Raw genomic sequence first — 16,743 nt, forward strand, 5'->3', positions numbered from 1 at the left:
ATGTGAGACGTCTCCCTGAGGCGTCAGGGATCCTCATCCTTGTAGAGCGAGGAGCAGGTCAAGCTGATTCATTTCCAAACTGCAGAAAAGATAAGGGCGTCTGCCGGGTGGGCAGGAGCGTCTCAATTCAATCGAGTCTCAATCAAACTGGGTTGAGTTTGAGATCAGACAGCAGGAATGAGGATCCCGTCTTCCGAGAGAAACCGGGAGCTGAGAAAGGGACGCAGCGCCTTGGGAATGCGAATCGAGCCATCCGGCTGTTGGTGATTTTCCAGCAGGGCAGCCAGAGAGCGCCCCACCGCCAAGCCAGATCCGTTCAGGGTGTGGACAAACTGGGTGCCTTTCTGGCCGGCTTCTTTGTAGCGCAGGTTAGCACGGCGGGCCTGAAAGTCCCAGCAGTTGGAGCAACTGGAGATCTCGCGGTATTGATTTTGGGAGGGGAACCACACCTCCAAGTCAAAGCAGCGGGCTGCCGCAAAGCCCAAATCGCCGCTACACAGCTCCACCACCCGGTAGGGCAGCTCCAGCATCTGTAAGATGGCCTCGGCATCCTGCACCAGCTTCTCGTGTTCGGCTTCCGATTGATCTGGGCGAGTGACCTTGACCAGCTCCACTTTTTGAAACTGGTGCAACCGGATCAGCCCCTTGGTGTCGCGGCCATAGCTGCCCGCCTCACGGCGAAAACAAGGGGTGTAAGCACAGAAGTAAAGAGGGAGGGACTCCGCAGGGATTACCTCATCCCGGTACAGATTGGTAAGGGGAACTTCCGCCGTCGGGATCAGCCACAGGTCGTCATCAGCACAGCGAAAACTATCTTCGGCGAACTTGGGCAATTGCCCCGTCCCCTGTAAAGCAGCGCTGTTGACCAAAAAGGGCGGGATCACCTCGGTGTAGCCGGCTGCAACGTGGCGCTCCAGCATCATGGCAATCAAGGCCCGTTCCAGGGCCGCGCCCGCCCCTACCATAGCCACAAAGCGGCTTTGGGCCACTTTGACCGCACGGCCAATCTCCAGCAACCCCAGTTTTTCGGCAATCTCGTCATGGGGAAGGACAGGATGGGCCGGCTTTAGCTCCTCACCCCAGCGGCGCACCTCTACATTGTCGGCCTCATCTCGGCCAACCGGCACGCTGGGCAGGGGCAAATTGGGCAGGGTAAGCAGCCGAGCACGAATCTCCTCTTCCAGCTCCCGTTCCTGCTGCTCCAGTTGGGCAATCTCGGCCTTGAGATCCACCCCCCGCTGCCGCAGGGCCGCCACTTCGGGGCCTTGGGGATCCGCCCCCTGGCGGAGGATCTCGCCGACTTTTTTGCCGAGGCTGTTGCTTTCGGCCTGCAGGGATCCCTTGCGGGCCTCCAACTGCCGCCGCTCCCGATCCAACTGCAGGATCCCATCCAGATCGACTGTGGCCCGGCGGTTTTGCAGGGCTTGGCGTACCTGTTCAGGGCGATCCCGCAGCAGCTTCAGATCCAGCACAGAGATGGTCTACCCTCAGCTCCAGATATCCGACCTATTTCTTTAGCCAGCTAAACATGGCCCGCAGCTCCCTGCCCACCTGTTCAATGGGGTGTTCGGCCTCGCGGCGCCGCATCGCAGTAAGCCCTGGCTTGCCGGCCTGATTTTCCAAGACAAATTCACGGGCAAATTGGCCGCTTTGGATCTCGGCGAGGATGCGTTTCATCTCGGCGCGGGTTTGCTCCGTGATGATGCGGGGGCCACGGGTGTAGTCGCCGTATTCTGCCGTGTTGGAGATGCTGTGGCGCATTTTCTCCAGGCCGCCCTCGACGATGAGATCCACAATCAGCTTCACCTCATGCAGGCACTCGAAGTAGGCCAGTTCCGGCTGGTAGCCCGCTTCCACCAAGGTTTCAAACCCCGCTTTGATCAGAGCCGTCAGCCCACCGCAGAGCACCACCTGCTCGCCAAAGAGGTCGGTTTCGGTCTCTTCCCGGAAGGTGGTTTCCAAAACGCCGGCCCGCGTGCCACCGATGGCTTTGGCATAGGCCATGGCCCGCTCCCGTGCCATTCCCGAGGCATCTTGATAGACGGCAAACAGGCAGGGCACCCCTTCCCCCGCTTGGTAGGTGCGCCGCACCAAGTGCCCAGGGCCTTTGGGGGCAACCATGATGACATCCACATCCGCCGGCGGCTGGATCTGCCCGAAGTGAATGTTGAAGCCGTGGGCAAAGAGGAGCACGTTCCCCGGCTGCAGGTGGGGACGGATTTCGCCCTGGAAAACGGCCTTTTGCACTTCATCGGGCAGCAAAACCATTACCCAATCGGCGGCAGCGGCAGCATCCGCCACCGTTTTGACCATTAAGCCGTCTTGCTCGGCTTTGGGCCAGGAAGGGCTGCCAGGGTAAAGGCCAACGATGACCTGGACACCGCTATCGCGCAAATTGAGGGCGTGGGCGTGGCCTTGGCTGCCATAGCCGATGATGGCAACGGTTTTATCGGCCAAAGGCTCCAGGTTGGCGTCGGTGTCGTAGTAGAGGCGGGCCATGGTCGAGCAGGGCGTGAGCAGGTGCTTGACTAGGATAGCAGGATTGGATCCAACTTGCTGACCTCAAGCGCCGTGATGAACAGTTTTCACCCACCTTAGGCGCTTGGGCTGTACACACATGCGAGCGGTTGTGGCGATCATAACCGGCAGCCAGTGGAGCATGTAGACCAAGCCCAGGGCGGTGTGCCACCAAAGTCGCCGTCCGCGCAAGCCCTCCACCTGGCGTAGCCCCCGGTAAAAAGCCACCGTCAGGCAGCCCATCACCAGAGCGTTCAAGGGGAGCAGCACCGAGGAGTGGCCCGTCAACAGCACCCAGAGGGTATCGGGAACCAAGGCCATCGGCAGCAAGTACTGAGAAATAAAGAAGGCCCAGAGATCTACTGTTTTGGCCATCCCCATGCGGCGACTGAGGATCCCTGGCCAGTAGTCGAGATAGCGCTGGTAGCCCCCTTCCGCCCAGCGGCAGCGCTGGTGCCAGAGACTTTTCCAAGAGGTGACCCCTTCTTCGACGATGGCCGGCTCCGTCAGAAAGGCGATATCTACGCCCGCCAGGTGCAGCTTGAAGGTGAGATCCAGGTCGTCAGTTAGGGTGCTCTCATTCCAGCCGCCGCACTTTTCCAAGACATCTCGCCGCACCAGTTGGCCATTGCCGCGTAGCTCGCCAATGCCCCTCACGGCCACGCGCTGCTGCTGAAAATAAGCGTCGGAGGCCATTTCCGCCACCTGCCCCAAAGTCCAGAAGTTGACCTTGGGGTTGCTCAGGGCCTTGCGCACCTGTACAGCCCCTACCATCCGTCTGCCAAAACGGCTGCGCAGGCTGCTCACTTGAACAAACAAGGGTAGAGTGCGGGCAAGAAAATCCGAGGGCACCACAGCATCGGCATCGCAGACCAGGATGATCTCCCCTTGAGTCAGGGGCAGTACCTCGTTGAGGGCACCGGACTTACCCCCGCCCCGCCCCGGCTGCCGCCGGTAAACCCGCAGATGCGGGATCCGCTTTTGGGCTTCCCGCAGAACTTCAGGGGTGGCATCGCTGCTGTTGTCGTCGATGGCCCACAGCTCCAGATGGCTGGTGGGGTAACGGAGCTGGGTCAAGCTGTGCAACAGCCGTGGGAGCACTGCGCTCTCATTCTTGGCTGGGATCAACACAGCCACACGAGGCAAGGCCAGCCCGCCCAACTCAGAAAGCGCGCTCTGCCCATCCCGTTGCATTGGCAGGACAGAGTCATTGTTGTTAGGGTCATCGCTGTTATCTGCTGACCTGGGATCCCGGCGGGTCGCAGCGGCAGGAGGAAGTCTCAGAGGGGGCAGGGAGGTCGCCGGTTGCAGGCGAAATAAGCGGCTAATGTGGATCACCATGAACGTGGCCAGACCAACGGTGATCCAACGGGCCGTCGGCACCACATGCATCAGGCTGACCAACCCCCACACCATGGCCAGAACCAGCAGAGCCTTGAGACGGCGGCGCTGGGCCGAGGTGAGCAACCAATCGGGAAGATGAAGATCCTCGAGAGGCTCTGGCTCTGACCAGACGAACTCAGACATGGGAATCCTCCCCCGGGCGGCAATGTTACCCAACCTCGCCAGCCTGTGCGAGCGTTAACCCAAAGGCTGTTAAGAGGTTGTTACCTATTGTCACCCATTGTGTTGGCGAAACGGAGTTCTCGAGAACCTACAGGCGAGAAAAATTGGGGATCCCGACTGCCGCTTCTCCGGCAAGGGGGTGAGCGGCCTATGGGTTACCGCGAATCTCTTTGATCACCCCATCTTCCAGAAGGATCTCGACCTGCATTTTCTGGATCAGGTTGTCTCCTTTTTGGACTCGGAAGAAGCTCTCCACATTGCCCTGCAGCACTTCTTGGTTAAGCTCCAGGGTGCTCAGTTGGTTGATCTGCTGCAACAATTGGTTTTTCTGATCCAAGAGGCGGATTTTCTGCTCGTTCACGCGGCTTTTCACCGCTTCCACCTGTTGGAGCACTTGGGGGCTGTTGGGGTTGGGGCTCTGTTTCTCCAGTTCGGCAATAGCCCGCTTGCCCTGAAACTCCAGCTGTTGCATCTGAGCATCGGTGGCTTCGATCTGCCGCTCTAATTGCTCCTGCATTTCCTTTTTCCAAAGGGGTGTGACCACCACCTTAACGGGAATGTTGCGTTTGAGCAGTAATTGAGTGCTGTTGCTGACGTTGTTTTCTTCCATAAGACTCATCCAGGCAGACGACCAACCAAACCAGGGGCTTGTGCCCATTGTAGAAAGCTCCCCTCAAAAGCTCTGGGGTTGGGGAAGAGGAGCTTGACAGACCGGATCCTCCCCCGCCGAGCCGGAGAATCCATCTACTTATCCTACCGGCTGGGATCCCTGCGGTAAAGTCTTGATTTCGGGAAACTGCAATTTTGGTTAAGGATCTTAAAGGCCGCCGCCTTGCCCTGGCACAGATTCGGCTAGCGTGAGAGACAGTGTTCTTTTTTGCGGCAGCCATGAGCGAACGGGCCTCGACCCCTTCCAAGCCCTCTGCTGGGATCACCGAGCCGGTGCGGATTGCCTCTCGAAAAAGCGAGTTGGCTTTGGTGCAGACCCAGTGGGTGATGGGTCAGTTGCAAGAACACCATCCGGGATTACCCCTGGAGCTCAACACCCTTTCCACCCAGGGAGACATCATCCTGGATGTGGCACTGGCCAAAATTGGGGACAAAGGTCTTTTTACCAAGGAATTGGAAGTTAGCCTGCTCAACGGCAGCAGCGACTTGGCGGTACACAGCCTTAAAGACTTGCCCACTCGCCTGCCGGAGGGCTTGGTGTTGGGGGCGATCACGCGGCGGGAGGATCCCCTGGATGCTTTGGTGGTGGGGGAAAAGTTCCGGGATTACCGACTGGCCACCCTGCCAGAGGGGACGGTGATCGGCACTTCATCGCTGCGGCGACTGGCCCAACTGCGCCATGCCTTTCCCCACTTGCGCTTTAAGGACGTGCGGGGCAACCTCAACACCCGCTTGGCCAAGCTGGAGAGGGGAGAGTACGACGGCCTTATTTTGGCAGTGGCCGGGTTGAAGCGCCTGGGCAAAGCCGACCGGATCCACGAGGTGCTGGATCCCAGTGTGTCCCTGTACGCCGTTGGCCAGGGATCCCTGGGAATCGAGTGTCGGCAGGGAGATGAGCGGATTCTGGAGCTTATCCGACCCTTGGCCGATGCGGAGGCCACAGCCTGCTGCTTGGCAGAGCGAGCTTTCCTGCGGGCTTTGGAAGGAGGGTGTCAAGTGCCCATTGGCGTTCACAGCCAAGTCCAAGGGGAGGCGCTGCACCTAACCGGTATGGTGGCCGACCTGGATGGCCGGCGGCTCATCCGCGATACTCAGACGGGATCCACCGCCGATCCCGAGGCAGTGGGGATGGCTCTTGCAGAAAAGCTAAAACAGCAGGGGGCCGACGAGATTTTGCAGGCCATTTTTGCCCAGGCCCGCCGTTAGGCTACCTCCCTAGCTCCTCGAAGTCTGCTGCGCCGAGGGAAGGGATCTGCTCAGCCGCCGCTCAAATTTCAGCCCCAGCCAGATTACCCCGATCCCACAGGCCACCAACACCGCCGACTTGGCCAACAGGCCGGTTGGGTACTCGAAAAAGCGGGTCAGCACCACCAGGGTTAGCCCCAACAGTCCCTGCCAGAAGCGCCCCCGCCGCCCTTGCTGTAGCCCTTCCCAGCAGAGCACTGCTGACAGCCCCAGCAACAGCAAGGTCACTATCCAGGGGGCAAAGAGGACCAAGGCTGCTCCTGCCGTCACGTTCAAAGGCACAGCGCTGCCGATCCCCAGCAAAAGCGCCAAGGCAACCAGAGAAATCAGAACAGCAGCATCCTTCAGCCAAGACGAAACGGGCTGGGATCTCTTCTCCTGCCAACCCTGCCACCAGCCCCAGCCCGTCAGCAGCAGCAACCCCACTGCCGACAAGCTCGCCCAGGGATCCCCAACGTTCCAGAGGGGATCCTCGGAAAGATCGACCCACGTCCCGACAAAGCTCCAGACATAGAGCAGGACACCCAGCCCCAGCAGAGCCAAGTTCTGGGCTGTCGGGGCCAAATCCAAGCCTTGCTCCAGCTCGCCGGGAAGCTCTGGATCCCTTCCTTCAGTTAAAACCCGGCTTAGCCAAGGCTTATGGCGTTGGTGCCACAGACCCAACCCCCACACAACTGCAACACCAAGCAGATGCAAAAGGGTTAAACCTTGGAAAGAGCTGCCCAAACGCTCGGCTAACCCTTGCAACGCCAGGCCAAAGTTCACCACGGCCAGGGCAAAAACCCAGCGAGAGCAACACCAATAGGCCAGAGGAACCAGCAGGCCCAGGGTCAACCAAGGATAGAGGAAGTTGACAGTCCCCCAATCCACGAAGTCGGCTACCATCCCCAAGCCCAGCAGAAGGCAGGCCAGTACACCACTGGGGCTGTGACGCAAGCCGTAGGCCATGGCCAAACCGCCCATCCCCCAGGCCCAAAACAGGCCTGCCGCGGATCCGCCAAGCTGAACCCACTGCGCCATCAGGCCAATACAGGCTCCCAGGGTCAGTTCACCGGCTATCAGCAGGGCGCTACCCAGACGCTGGGATCCCTGCTGCCAAACCTGGAAGCCAGCCACCTGCAGCCCTACCATGAGGGCCAAGCACCCCCAGGCTCTTGCCCAGCGGGGAATGGCAGCCCAGTTGGCGGCCACGAAGGAGATCACCCCCAGGCCTACCAGAACTGCGCCAAACAGCAGCAGCACCAGGGCAAATCGCCCGCCGGCTGAGCGTTGCAAACTCTCCAGTTGGTAATACTCCCGCAGGCGATCCCGTTGGGCAGGTTCGATCAACCCCTGCTCCACCCAGGTGTTCAGCAGGTCGGCCAGTTGGCGGCGGAAACGCTCGCCGGGGTAGGGGGGGCGGGGAGAGGTCATGGCGGGATCCCGACAAGCGAAAGGAGGCTCGGGCGTTAAAGGAGTGGGATCGCTGAGGCGATTATAGTCCCTCACCCCTGGCTCCTCTCCCTCTAGGAGAGAAGGAATTGGGATCCCACTGCCTGAAGCACCCGCTGCAACACCTCTTGATAGCCAGCCACCGGATCCCCCAGATCAAAGCGAAAGAGATCCTTGTCCAGCACTCGCGGCTCGGATCCCTCCCGATCCCAAAGACGGCAGGTATCGGGGCTAATCTCGTCGGCTAGCAGGATCTCTCCCTTCTCGTCCAGGCCAAACTCCAGCTTAAAGTCCACCAACTCTAGGCGGCAGCTTCGCCAGAAAGCCTGCAGATGGTTGTTGATGGCCAAAGCCAGGGATCCCAAGCGCTCCACCTGCTCCGGCGTGGCCAACTGCAATAGGCGGATGTGGTCGGGGGTTACCAGGGGATCCCCTAGGGCATCGTTTTTGTAATAGAACTCCACCAGCGGCGGCTCGATGGGAAGGCCCTGCTCCAGGCCCAGCCGTCGGCAGAGGCTACCCGCTGTGCGGTTGCGCACCACCACTTCCAAAGGCAAGATGTGCAGGGCACGCACCTGCATCTCGGTGGGGCCGGTCTGGGCCAAAAAGTGGTTGCGGATGCCCTGCTGCGCCAGGTAGGCAAACACATGGCTGGAGACGGTGCAATTCACCTCTCCCTTGCCGGCGATGGATCCCCGCTTTTGGGCGTTGAAGGCCGTGGCGTCGTCCTTGTACTGGCAAAGATAAACCCTGGGATCGGCAGTGCGGTAGATGCGCTTGGCCTTGCCCTCGTAGAGCAGCTCTTGGGGGGAGAATGGCATACGCTAACCCCTAGTATCCGGCCAGCCGTCCGCGGATCCCTTGCCAGAAGGTGATGGCCAAGATGCGCAGATCCAGCCACAGCGACCAGTTTTGCACGTAATAGAGATCATACTGGGTGCGGCGGGCAATGCTGGTATCCCCCCGTAGGCCGTGGATCTGGGCCCAGCCAGTCAGGCCGCTTTTCACCAAATGCCGATCAGGATACTTGGGGATCTCCTGGCTAAATTGCTCCACAAAATAGGGCTGCTCTGGGCGAGGCCCCACCAAGCTCATTTCTCCCTTCAACACGTTCCACAGTTGGGGCAGCTCATCCAAGTTGGCGCGGCGCAAAAAGGCTCCTATCTTGGTTCGGCGCGGATCCCCGGGGCGCGTCCAGCCCGGCTGGCCGGCTGCCTCAGCATCCACTCGCATGGTGCGGAACTTGGCAATCCAAAAGCGACGCCCGTCCAAGCTCACCCGCTCTTGCCAATACAGAATGGGGCCAGGACTGCTGCAGGCTACCAGCAGGGCAATAATCAAAAACAGAGGGCTAAGCAAGATCAGGCCCAGGGAAGCTCCTAGGATGTCTACAGCTCGCTTGAGGAACCGGTTGTGGGCGTAGCGCAAAGGGGGCTGACGCAGAGTTAGCAGCGGGATCCCGTCGAGAGACTGCAGGCTGAAGTTCACCGTTAAAAAACTTAAGATATCCGGCACCAAGCGCACCTGCACCGACAACGCTTGCAAACTGAGCAATAGAGGAGCAGTTGCCAGCTCCGGTTGCCCAAACCACACCTCTTGCACTTCTGGGTGAGCTTGCAGATAGGCGATCAAATGGACCAGATCCAGCCGCTCGAGAGCTGACCAGGAAGGTTCAGGCTGACTGCACAAGCGGGAGAGGGTTCCTGGCGGAGTCCTGGCGGCAGACTTAACCCCGTCAGAGGTAGGGCGGGCGGTGTTTAGTACTGGATATGAATCTTGACAGGGATCCCCATTTTGAGATGGGGGATCTTCCTCAAAAGAGCCTTGCTCTACGCCTGCCCAGGCGACTACCTGGAAGCCCAACTGCGGGGATCGCTGCAATCGCTCCAACACTTCCGCCAACACCGACCAGGATCCCACCCAGATGACCTGCCGCCGACCGTAGCCCTTGGAGCACAACCAGCCCATGCCCAGCCGCAACCCCACCCGTACCAAAGTCAAACTCAGCAGAGCCAACAAGCCGGCGTAGCCCACCACCAGCCGCGACAAAGAGACCGAGCGAACGAAAAAGGCCCCTGCCAGCACCAAACCAAACGTCAATCCCAACCCCACCAGCAAACTGGCCCATTCTTCAAAGCGAGACAAGCGCTTCGACTCACCGTATCCGCCTAAGCCCGCCTGAATGCCCCAATAAATGAGGGCGGTCAACAATCCCAAGGCCGCGTAGACATCCCAAGGCAAGAGCTGATGAGGACGCAAGCTGCGCAGCCAGTAGCCCGCCCCAAAGGCCAACCAAATACAAAGGCCATCGCCAAAACAGGCCAAGGGCACCCACAAACGATGCAGATCCAGACGAGTTTTATAGCCGCGTTCGGCCAAGGGTTATCTCCTTCGGCATCAAGACTGTTGACAATCTTACAGAAAAGATTGTGCATCTGAGGCTATTGGACAAGATCAGTGTTGACCAAAACTTGAATGGGTAGCCCTCACCAGATAATTCTATTGACGGCCCTTCCCAGCTTCAAAGGACTTCATGCTGCTGACACAAAATAAGTTCTTTAAGTAATTGGGATCCTCATCATGCAAGAGATAAAAATCCCTGTTGAGTGGGTTAAGTACCGTCGGAAAAGGCTGTTGTAGAAACTACCAGAATTGCAGACATTGGATGTCGAAACATGAGAGTTTAAGCAATGATCAAAGTGCAGTCTGAGAACAGCAATGATGACAGGATACTACGATTTCGTTGCCGGGCCGGCTACTGCCAGCAGAGATACACCAAAGGGCAGAGAAAACTTAGGTATCAGATAGGCCTCTGCAGCAAAAATACCCGTCAGCAGTCGATTGAGCCAAAGCGGCGGCATTTTCAGATCTTGGCTTTCCCTCAGGCGAAGCACTTTCTGCATTATGCGGATCCCTGAAATGATTGGGAAAAGAAAACTGTTGAAGAAAACAAGGGTATAAACTTCTAGACCTGAGCTTTTAAGCAACGACAAAAGTTGCCCGCGGGTATATCGTCTCTTGTGATGATTAAGCTCATCATGTAAACTCCACAGCCACGGATAAGCCGGAACAGTTACAACTAAGTAGCCAGATGGGGTTAACCTTTGACTGAGGGCTAGGAGAGCTTCTTTGTCATTCTCCAGATGCTCCAGCACATCCAGCAAAGCAATCAAATCAAATCGTTGAGAACCAAAGGGGATCCGGTTTGGCAACTCCCCCTCTGCTACGATCCCAATACCGCGAGCTTGGGCCAGCGGCAGTGCAATTTCACTCTTTTCCATAGCCCAAACTTTGCCAAATCTGGACAACATCTCCAGGTTGCCGCCGCTACCACAGCCAGCTTCCAAAATATAAGCAGAGGGGGGAAGCGACAGGGATCCAATAACCCGACTCAGAATGTGACGGCGACCCAAAAACCACCAATGCCGGTCTTCCAAGCCTGCCATTTGCTCATAAGCTTTGGGATCCATACCCGTAACCCAACAAAAGATCAAAAACAGGATTAGCCGCAGAAGGGGTTAGCAGAGCATATCTATCTAAACTAAGTTTAGGGGGATAATCGAGCCTTTCCCCAGCGATGCTTACGATACCAGGCCGCCACGTGGGGACACCACGCTTCAAAGTGGGGCCAAATCAGTTCACACAGATGTTGAATTTCTCGTTGAGCATCTTCTTTGGCTCGTAAATCCAAAAAATGCATTAGACTACGGCAATTGAAAGAGACCACGAAGTGTTGTCGGATCCCGTAGCCAATGATGTTACGGGCATCTTCATAGGGCAATCCGCACTCTTCTACCAGGCGATAATAAGCAATGGCCTGGCTGCGATATTGCGCAAGAATGATATCCAAAGCTGCGGGGGAGATGGGCCTAAAGCCTTGGCGGGTTTTGGCTTTGCCCTCCTTGACGCTGGCAGGAACGTAAAACAAAGTTTCCAGCTCTTGCAAAGACAAGGAGGACTCCGTCCCGCCACTGTGCTCCGCAATGTGCTCCGCACCGCTGTCGCGATAGGCCTCCGGCCCGCTGACGCGATCGCTGACGCAACCGTAGCCGGTCTCGCCAACAGGAGCAGCAGTCTCGGTTGTGCTCCGCACCGCTGACGCGAACAAGAGCTTTTTGCCCAAATCGGCAATTTGCTGGCCTGTATATCGGAAGGATTGAACATCAAAAGAAATTCCCACCCGATGAGTACGGGCCTGTTGCATGACAGCATGGGGAAAATAGCCCACCCCAAAGGTGATCTGAGGATGCTCTAGAGGCCCATAGTGGCCACGGTTGCCCTCCAGCAAATGCCGCACCACGGCCTCTCCATACTTTTCCGGGATCCGGCTTTCTGAGGTGACAAAATCAGGGCTGTAATCCTGGTGCATTGCCTGGTAGATGACCCGTTCTGGATCTGGGGTTTGATTCAGCACCACAACTTGAAACAAAGCATCCACAGGCTGCATCCCCTAGTGCTTCGCACCGCATGTTAGGATTCTGAGATCCTTGTAAGATCATATTGGCAGCGGAGAACGCCAACGGCATTGGCCTGCTCCACCACAGAGCATATTCCCTATCTGCCCCCACCCTGAGGTATTCCTTAACTCAGTGTAAGGAGAAGAGAGACCGAAACACCTTGGCTATAGGAGCCTGCGAGCTCGAGTTTCCTCTGCCAGCACCAGGCTTAGGGCCGGATTGCTGCGCAACAATCCCGCTACGTAAAGGGTATAGACCTTCCCCGCCTCCAGCTGCAGGTCAAACCGCTGCAGGGGAATGCTCCGGCTGGGAGCCGACTGCACACCTGGCGCGGAGGCTGAAGGGGCTATGGCCACTTGAATTTGGGTAAAGCCGGGGCGCATAGCTTGAAAGGTGGATACTTGTCCAAACGCCAACTGGGGCAGCAGTACCCGCCCTTGCTCCCCTTGCCATTGCAGGGCCGGCGCATCGGGAGTAGCGTGGACAAACCGCACCAGGGCTTGATCAAAGGGCGGATGGATGTTGTCTTCCAGCACCAGGGCCGTCATGCGATTCGGCTCGTTGGCAGCAACCACCGAGAATACTCCCCCGCCCCTGAGATTGGCTACGGTTCTGGCCGCAACCGCAGAACTCGCAGGCTGGCCAGGGTTGAGAGTCTCAGGTGTTGAAAACAAAACGATGTCATACTCGCCCGCCGGTATGCGCACGTATTCGCTCACCGAGCCATAGGCTACACCCCGAGCAGCCTTCACCCCTCCCACCTCCAAGTCAATTCGAGGGGCATTGGGGGCCACATGCACCAACCGCACCTGCACTTCAGAAACCCCTGCAGATGCCGAAGGCATCGGGATGGCACAGCCGGACAACAGCCCCGGCATCAACGACCCACCCACCACGCAGAGCACTGCGCCCACCCACCGTCGCACCATGTTCACGCTCACTCCTACTCCTCACACCCAACGCTCACTGGGGATCGAGCTGCTGTGTTCCGCCAAGCCAAGGGGCGCTCTCGCTCCCCAAAAGTTCGTATTGGCGCAAGGGATCCCACCCTGCTGACGCCAAGGAACCTGCTCTTGTCTTACTCCACTTTTGCGCCCAATGCCATAGAGCTATGGGACGAGTTGGGATCCGATCCCTTCTAAACCAAAGGGAACTCGCGGGACTTCGCCTCACCTGCAGCATCTGGGTTGGGGGCAGGGATCCCTGTCTGTTCGCGCTCGCGGGACGGAGTCCTTGGAGACCGACGGCTAAACAGGCGGAAATAGGTGCTCACGGCCAGCTCTTTCAGGGGGAAAAGCAGGTAGGTGAGGGGGTTGATGGTGACGATGATGTTGCGGCAATCTCGTTTGGCTTGAGCCAGGATCTGAGCGGCCACCCAATCTCCTGACATGACCCCGATGGGATTGAGCTGGCTCTTGAAGGGGCCGAGGATGAGCTTGCGCACCACACAGGGGGCATCCAGACGGCGCAGGGTAACCAGGTCTCCCAAAGCCCGCTTCGAGAGTTCATAGAGGGGACTGAAAGCAGGGCTGACCTCAGCTTCGGAAGTGTTGACCCACACCTCTTTGGTGGCCATTTCGGGGTTGCTGCGAACCGTTTGGAAGAATAGCTCCATCAGGCGCCAACTGGAGAAGGTATTGACGGCGTAAGACTGGCGAATGGCCTCGGGATCCCGATCCCCATGAACATTGAAGCCGTGGTTGAGCACCAAGATATCCACCCGCTCCAGCAGCTCTGCCAGGGATCCCTCTTGCCCCACCTGCCAGCGAACGGTCTCCACCGGCTGGATCTGGCCGTCCACTTCGATGTGAACCGAATCCGAATGGGAGCTGAGGGCGATGACTTTGGCCCCCTGCTGGTGAAAATGCTTGAGCAAGGCCCGGCCCAGGGTGCCGGAGGCGCCGGTGACGGCTACTCGCTTGCCTTTCAAGGAGAGACTGGTGCCCATGAGCCGATCTACGAGAGTCAGGGTGCCGCAAAAATAGGCGTTGGTATCGTCGAAGTGGTGCCGCCAGTGGTAGGCGCGGTTGACATGCCATTGGCTGGGAGGAACGGGGAAAGGCCCCGGCTGGTGGGTGATATCGGTCTCCAGGGTCAGCCCCCAACCCCGCAGCATACCAGCCACCCAGAAACTGGCCGAGTAGACCACCCCCACCGCTGCCGCCAGGCCGTACAGCAGGGATCCCTGGCCCAATACCACCACCCAAGGGATCCCGGCCAGGATCATCGTCGCCGCTTCGGGAACGTCGTGGTGCCACTGGGATTCTCGGTACAGCTGTGCATCCACCACGCTAAGGTCGGGGCGGAACAGGCGGTGGTGCAGGATGTGTTTGGGCATCAGCCAGGGCCACCGGTGGGCCAGCCAATGGCGCACATCCCGCACGATCTCAGCCCAAAGGATGGAGGCTAGGGCGACAGCCCCCACCCCTATCCAATGACTTACGCTGCTGACATCCATAGACTCGCTTGCGGTGGCCAAACTGCTCTTGGGCTTGTCGTCGCCTCTTCTGTAGGCTTAGTTAGCAACCCTCAAAAATCATCGCAAAGATTCTTCAAAAGATCATCTGCGAGCCTGTCTTCCCTCACCCCCGGCCCCTCTCCCTCAGGGAGAGGGGAGGTAGAAATCAAGGGGCTACGGGCTGAAGCTCTCGGATCTCGACCGGATCTCCAACGGCCAAACCCAAAGCAGCAGCCGTCCCGCCGCGGAACTCCAGCACACCGTCCACCAACTGGGAAGGAGGCGGCCCATAGGTGGGGCAGGGTTGGGCGGGGCAGCCGGGCACATCGGCGGCAATGTACACCACCTTGCCTTGGTGAAGGAAAATGATGTCCAGGTTGATCAGGGTGTTGAACATCCAAAAAGAAGCTGGCTGGGGCGGATCAAAGGGAAACCACATGCCCCGATCCGGCGGCAAATCGGTGCGAAACATCAGGCCCAAGCGCTGTTGCTCAGGGGTGCGGGCCACCTCTAGCTCAAAGCGTTGGCCGGCAAGGGTGACTTCGGCTTCAACCGGCAGTTGCTGGGGTTGCCCTATGGCTGGGGGGGATGGGGAGATGGCTTCGGTTACCTGAGTTTGTGAGGCGGGAGATCTCTCCGTGGCAGCAGTACATCCCAAGCCGGATCCCAGGAGCAGTAGAGCCAGGCCCAAGGCGACTCTGCACCCTTTTGGAACGTGTATCGTGAACAGAACCATGTGGCACTCTCCTGTGCAGGCTTCATCCTATCGCGCCAGACGCTGCTGCTGCGACTTGACCAGCCAGACGCAGGAAGTTCCCCCCTGGGAGAGCCTTGCCAATTCTTGCTTGCCGGAAGCGGCCTGTGCTTTTCCCCCTTGAGCGCAGCCGGAATGGCGGCCCTGGGCAAGGGCAGCCCACAACCGACCCGATAGCATAGCCATAGACTCTGCCAGGAGAGCCCTATGAAAGACCTGTTTAATCGATCCTTGGTGAGCCGGATCCCTCTTCTGGCTCTGCTGGGTTTACTGAGCCTGGGCCTCTGGCCCACTCACGGGATGGGATCCCGTTCACAGGAAACCCCGGTGCGGATTCCCTTTGAGCCAACGGTGACCTATGGGGAAGGGTATGGGGAAAAGACCGTGGCCCAACAAGCCCAAAGCCGCTTTGCGCTGAAACTGTTTGATCACCTGCTCCGTCAGCAGCCCCAAGAGAACCTCTTTTTCTCCCCCTTGAGCATCCGCCTGGCCCTGAGCATGCTCTACAACGGCGCCTCTGGGGAGACTCAAACGGCAATGGCCGAGGTGCTGGAGGCACAGGACCTTTCCCTCAATGAGTTGAACTGGAGCAATGCCCAAATGGTGGGCTGGCTGGCGGAGGGATCCCCGGCAGGAGGGCCAGTCCAGGTGCAAATGGCCAACGGCCTCTGGGTGGATCAAACCCTCACCTTACAGCCCCAGTTTTTGCAGGCTTTGGCCACCTACTACCAAGCGGTGGTGAATCGGGTGAATTTGGGATCCCGGCAAACGGTGAACCAGATCAACGGCTGGGTGGCCGAGCGCACCCAGGGCAAGATCAACCGCATTGTGGATCGCCTCAGCCGCGAGGATTTGATGGTTTTGCTCAATGCCATCTACTTCAAAGGCGAGTGGACTCAGCCCTTCGATCCGGAGCGCACCCAAACTCAGCCCTTTACTCGGTTGGATGGCCGCCGCGTCCGAGTACCCATGATGGTTCAATCAGGTCGTTACGACTACCTGGAAACCGAGCAGTTGCAGGTGGTGAGCCTGCCCTACGGGGAAGGAGAACTGGAAATGCTGATCCTGCTGCCCAAGAAGGGAGTGAAGCTGGAATCGCTGCGGGCAGAGCTGAGCCCGGAAACTTGGCAAGAATGGACGGGATCCCTGCGCCCCCGTGCCGGTTCGGTACGGATCCCGAGATTTGAATTGGCTTATGAAACGGATCTCACTTCCGTTCTGCAGCAGTTGGGCCTGGGGATTGCCTTTTCCAACCGAGCCGATTTCAGCCAGATGACCCCAGAGCCAGCGCGGATCAGCAAAGTCCTGCACAAAGCAGCAATTGAAGTGAACGAAGAGGGATCCGAGGCGGCAGCCGCTACTGGGGTGATCGTCTCCCGGACTGCTGTCGACCGGCAAGAGCCCTTTCAATTTGTGGCAGATCGGCCCTTCTGGTTTGCCATTGTGGCCTCCGGATCCGGCGGCAACCCAGCGGCCCAAACCGTGTTGTTCATGGGATCCCTAGTGGATCCTGAATAAGGGGATCCCTCAGGGCAGCTTGCTGACTTCTTACCGGGCGTGCAGATCGCTCTTCAGCTAGAAATCGCAGGAGCCCCGCACTGTACCCGTAGGGTCAGTGCCGGGAGGAATGCGCTTTGATGAAGTAC

The 16,743-nt window shown here is 58.6% G+C and carries 15 protein-coding genes; 2 read left to right on the plus strand and 13 right to left on the minus strand.

The features are described 5' to 3' along the window. Positions 1 to 164: 164 nt before the first annotated feature. The 4 genes from serS to NW828_RS00570 form a co-directional block, all read right to left on the minus strand. A complete protein-coding gene (gene serS / locus NW828_RS00555) occupies positions 165 to 1,472 on the minus strand; it encodes a serine--tRNA ligase (RefSeq protein WP_414380859.1) in 1,308 nt (435 codons plus the stop codon). 34 nt (positions 1,473 to 1,506) lie between these two features. Continuing rightward, entirely contained in the window at positions 1,507 to 2,499 is a 993-nt protein-coding gene (gene ilvC / locus NW828_RS00560) for a ketol-acid reductoisomerase (protein ID WP_414380860.1), read from the minus strand. A gap of 63 nt (positions 2,500 to 2,562) precedes the next feature. Beyond that, entirely contained in the window at positions 2,563 to 4,044 is a 1,482-nt protein-coding gene (locus tag NW828_RS00565; protein ID WP_414380861.1) for a glycosyltransferase, read from the minus strand. Positions 4,045 to 4,231: 187 nt separating this feature from the next. After that, positions 4,232 to 4,693, minus strand: coding sequence for a YlqD family protein (locus tag NW828_RS00570; protein WP_414380862.1), 462 nt, complete (start codon positions 4,691 to 4,693; stop codon positions 4,232 to 4,234). A 278-nt stretch (positions 4,694 to 4,971) separates the two neighbouring features. Between NW828_RS00570 and hemC the strand changes: the two genes are divergently transcribed. Continuing rightward, positions 4,972 to 5,958, plus strand: coding sequence for a hydroxymethylbilane synthase (gene hemC, locus NW828_RS00575; protein WP_414380863.1), 987 nt, complete (start codon positions 4,972 to 4,974; stop codon positions 5,956 to 5,958). Between the two features lie 9 nt (positions 5,959 to 5,967). Here the strand turns inward: hemC and NW828_RS00580 are convergent, their stop codons facing one another. From NW828_RS00580 to NW828_RS00620, 9 genes are all read right to left on the minus strand, one after another. After that, positions 5,968 to 7,485, minus strand: a complete 1,518-nt coding sequence (locus NW828_RS00580; RefSeq protein ID WP_414380864.1) for a DUF2157 domain-containing protein — start codon at positions 7,483 to 7,485, stop codon at positions 5,968 to 5,970. 17 nt (positions 7,486 to 7,502) lie between these two features. Beyond that, positions 7,503 to 8,249, minus strand: coding sequence for a phosphoribosylaminoimidazolesuccinocarboxamide synthase (gene purC / locus NW828_RS00585; RefSeq protein ID WP_414380865.1), 747 nt, complete (start codon positions 8,247 to 8,249; stop codon positions 7,503 to 7,505). A gap of 10 nt (positions 8,250 to 8,259) precedes the next feature. Then, positions 8,260 to 9,807 (minus strand): sugar transferase, encoded by a 1,548-nt coding sequence (locus NW828_RS00590; RefSeq protein WP_414380866.1) that lies wholly within the window; start codon positions 9,805 to 9,807, stop codon positions 8,260 to 8,262. A gap of 353 nt (positions 9,808 to 10,160) precedes the next feature. Beyond that, positions 10,161 to 10,898: a class I SAM-dependent methyltransferase gene (locus NW828_RS00595; protein ID WP_414380867.1), complete on the minus strand. Its 738-nt coding sequence runs from the start codon at positions 10,896 to 10,898 to the stop codon at positions 10,161 to 10,163. A gap of 77 nt (positions 10,899 to 10,975) precedes the next feature. Beyond that, positions 10,976 to 11,866, minus strand: coding sequence for an FAD-dependent thymidylate synthase (locus NW828_RS00600; RefSeq protein ID WP_414380868.1), 891 nt, complete (start codon positions 11,864 to 11,866; stop codon positions 10,976 to 10,978). A gap of 183 nt (positions 11,867 to 12,049) precedes the next feature. Then, positions 12,050 to 12,826 (minus strand): DUF4397 domain-containing protein, encoded by a 777-nt coding sequence (locus NW828_RS00605; protein ID WP_414380869.1) that lies wholly within the window; start codon positions 12,824 to 12,826, stop codon positions 12,050 to 12,052. Positions 12,827 to 13,023: 197 nt separating this feature from the next. Then, positions 13,024 to 14,343 carry a bifunctional sterol desaturase/short chain dehydrogenase gene (locus NW828_RS00610; protein ID WP_414380875.1) on the minus strand — a complete coding sequence of 440 codons (1,320 nt, stop codon included), beginning with the start codon at positions 14,341 to 14,343 and terminating at the stop codon, positions 13,024 to 13,026. Positions 14,344 to 14,509: 166 nt separating this feature from the next. Further along, entirely contained in the window at positions 14,510 to 15,034 is a 525-nt protein-coding gene (locus tag NW828_RS00615) for a DUF192 domain-containing protein (RefSeq protein ID WP_414344197.1), read from the minus strand. A 72-nt stretch (positions 15,035 to 15,106) separates the two neighbouring features. Then, entirely contained in the window at positions 15,107 to 15,283 is a 177-nt protein-coding gene (locus tag NW828_RS00620; RefSeq protein ID WP_414380870.1) for a hypothetical protein, read from the minus strand. Between the two features lie 21 nt (positions 15,284 to 15,304). On the opposite strand from NW828_RS00620, the gene NW828_RS00625 reads away from it, so the two are divergent. Then, positions 15,305 to 16,615: a serpin family protein gene (locus NW828_RS00625; RefSeq protein WP_414380871.1), complete on the plus strand. Its 1,311-nt coding sequence runs from the start codon at positions 15,305 to 15,307 to the stop codon at positions 16,613 to 16,615. Positions 16,616 to 16,743 lie beyond the last annotated feature (128 nt).

This window comes from Synechococcus sp. W55.2 (assembly GCF_047461635.1).
Lineage (GTDB): Bacteria > Cyanobacteriota > Cyanobacteriia > Thermostichales > Thermostichaceae > Thermostichus.

What these genes read in the sequence shown, in the direction of transcription:
- NW828_RS00625 (WP_414380871.1), top strand. Translation starts at nt 15,305, where the DNA reads ATGAAAGACCTGTTTAATCGATCCTTGGTGAGCCGGATCCCTCTTCTG.
- purC (WP_414380865.1), bottom strand. Translation starts at nt 8,249, where the DNA reads ATGCCATTCTCCCCCCAAGAGCTGCTCTACGAGGGCAAGGCCAAGCGC.
- hemC (WP_414380863.1), top strand. Translation starts at nt 4,972, where the DNA reads ATGAGCGAACGGGCCTCGACCCCTTCCAAGCCCTCTGCTGGGATCACC.
- NW828_RS00565 (WP_414380861.1), bottom strand. Translation starts at nt 4,044, where the DNA reads ATGTCTGAGTTCGTCTGGTCAGAGCCAGAGCCTCTCGAGGATCTTCAT.
- NW828_RS00595 (WP_414380867.1), bottom strand. Translation starts at nt 10,898, where the DNA reads ATGGATCCCAAAGCTTATGAGCAAATGGCAGGCTTGGAAGACCGGCAT.
- ilvC (WP_414380860.1), bottom strand. Translation starts at nt 2,499, where the DNA reads ATGGCCCGCCTCTACTACGACACCGACGCCAACCTGGAGCCTTTGGCC.
- NW828_RS00610 (WP_414380875.1), bottom strand. Translation starts at nt 14,343, where the DNA reads ATGGATGTCAGCAGCGTAAGTCATTGGATAGGGGTGGGGGCTGTCGCC.
- NW828_RS00620 (WP_414380870.1), bottom strand. Translation starts at nt 15,283, where the DNA reads ATGGCTATGCTATCGGGTCGGTTGTGGGCTGCCCTTGCCCAGGGCCGC.
- NW828_RS00570 (WP_414380862.1), bottom strand. Translation starts at nt 4,693, where the DNA reads ATGGAAGAAAACAACGTCAGCAACAGCACTCAATTACTGCTCAAACGC.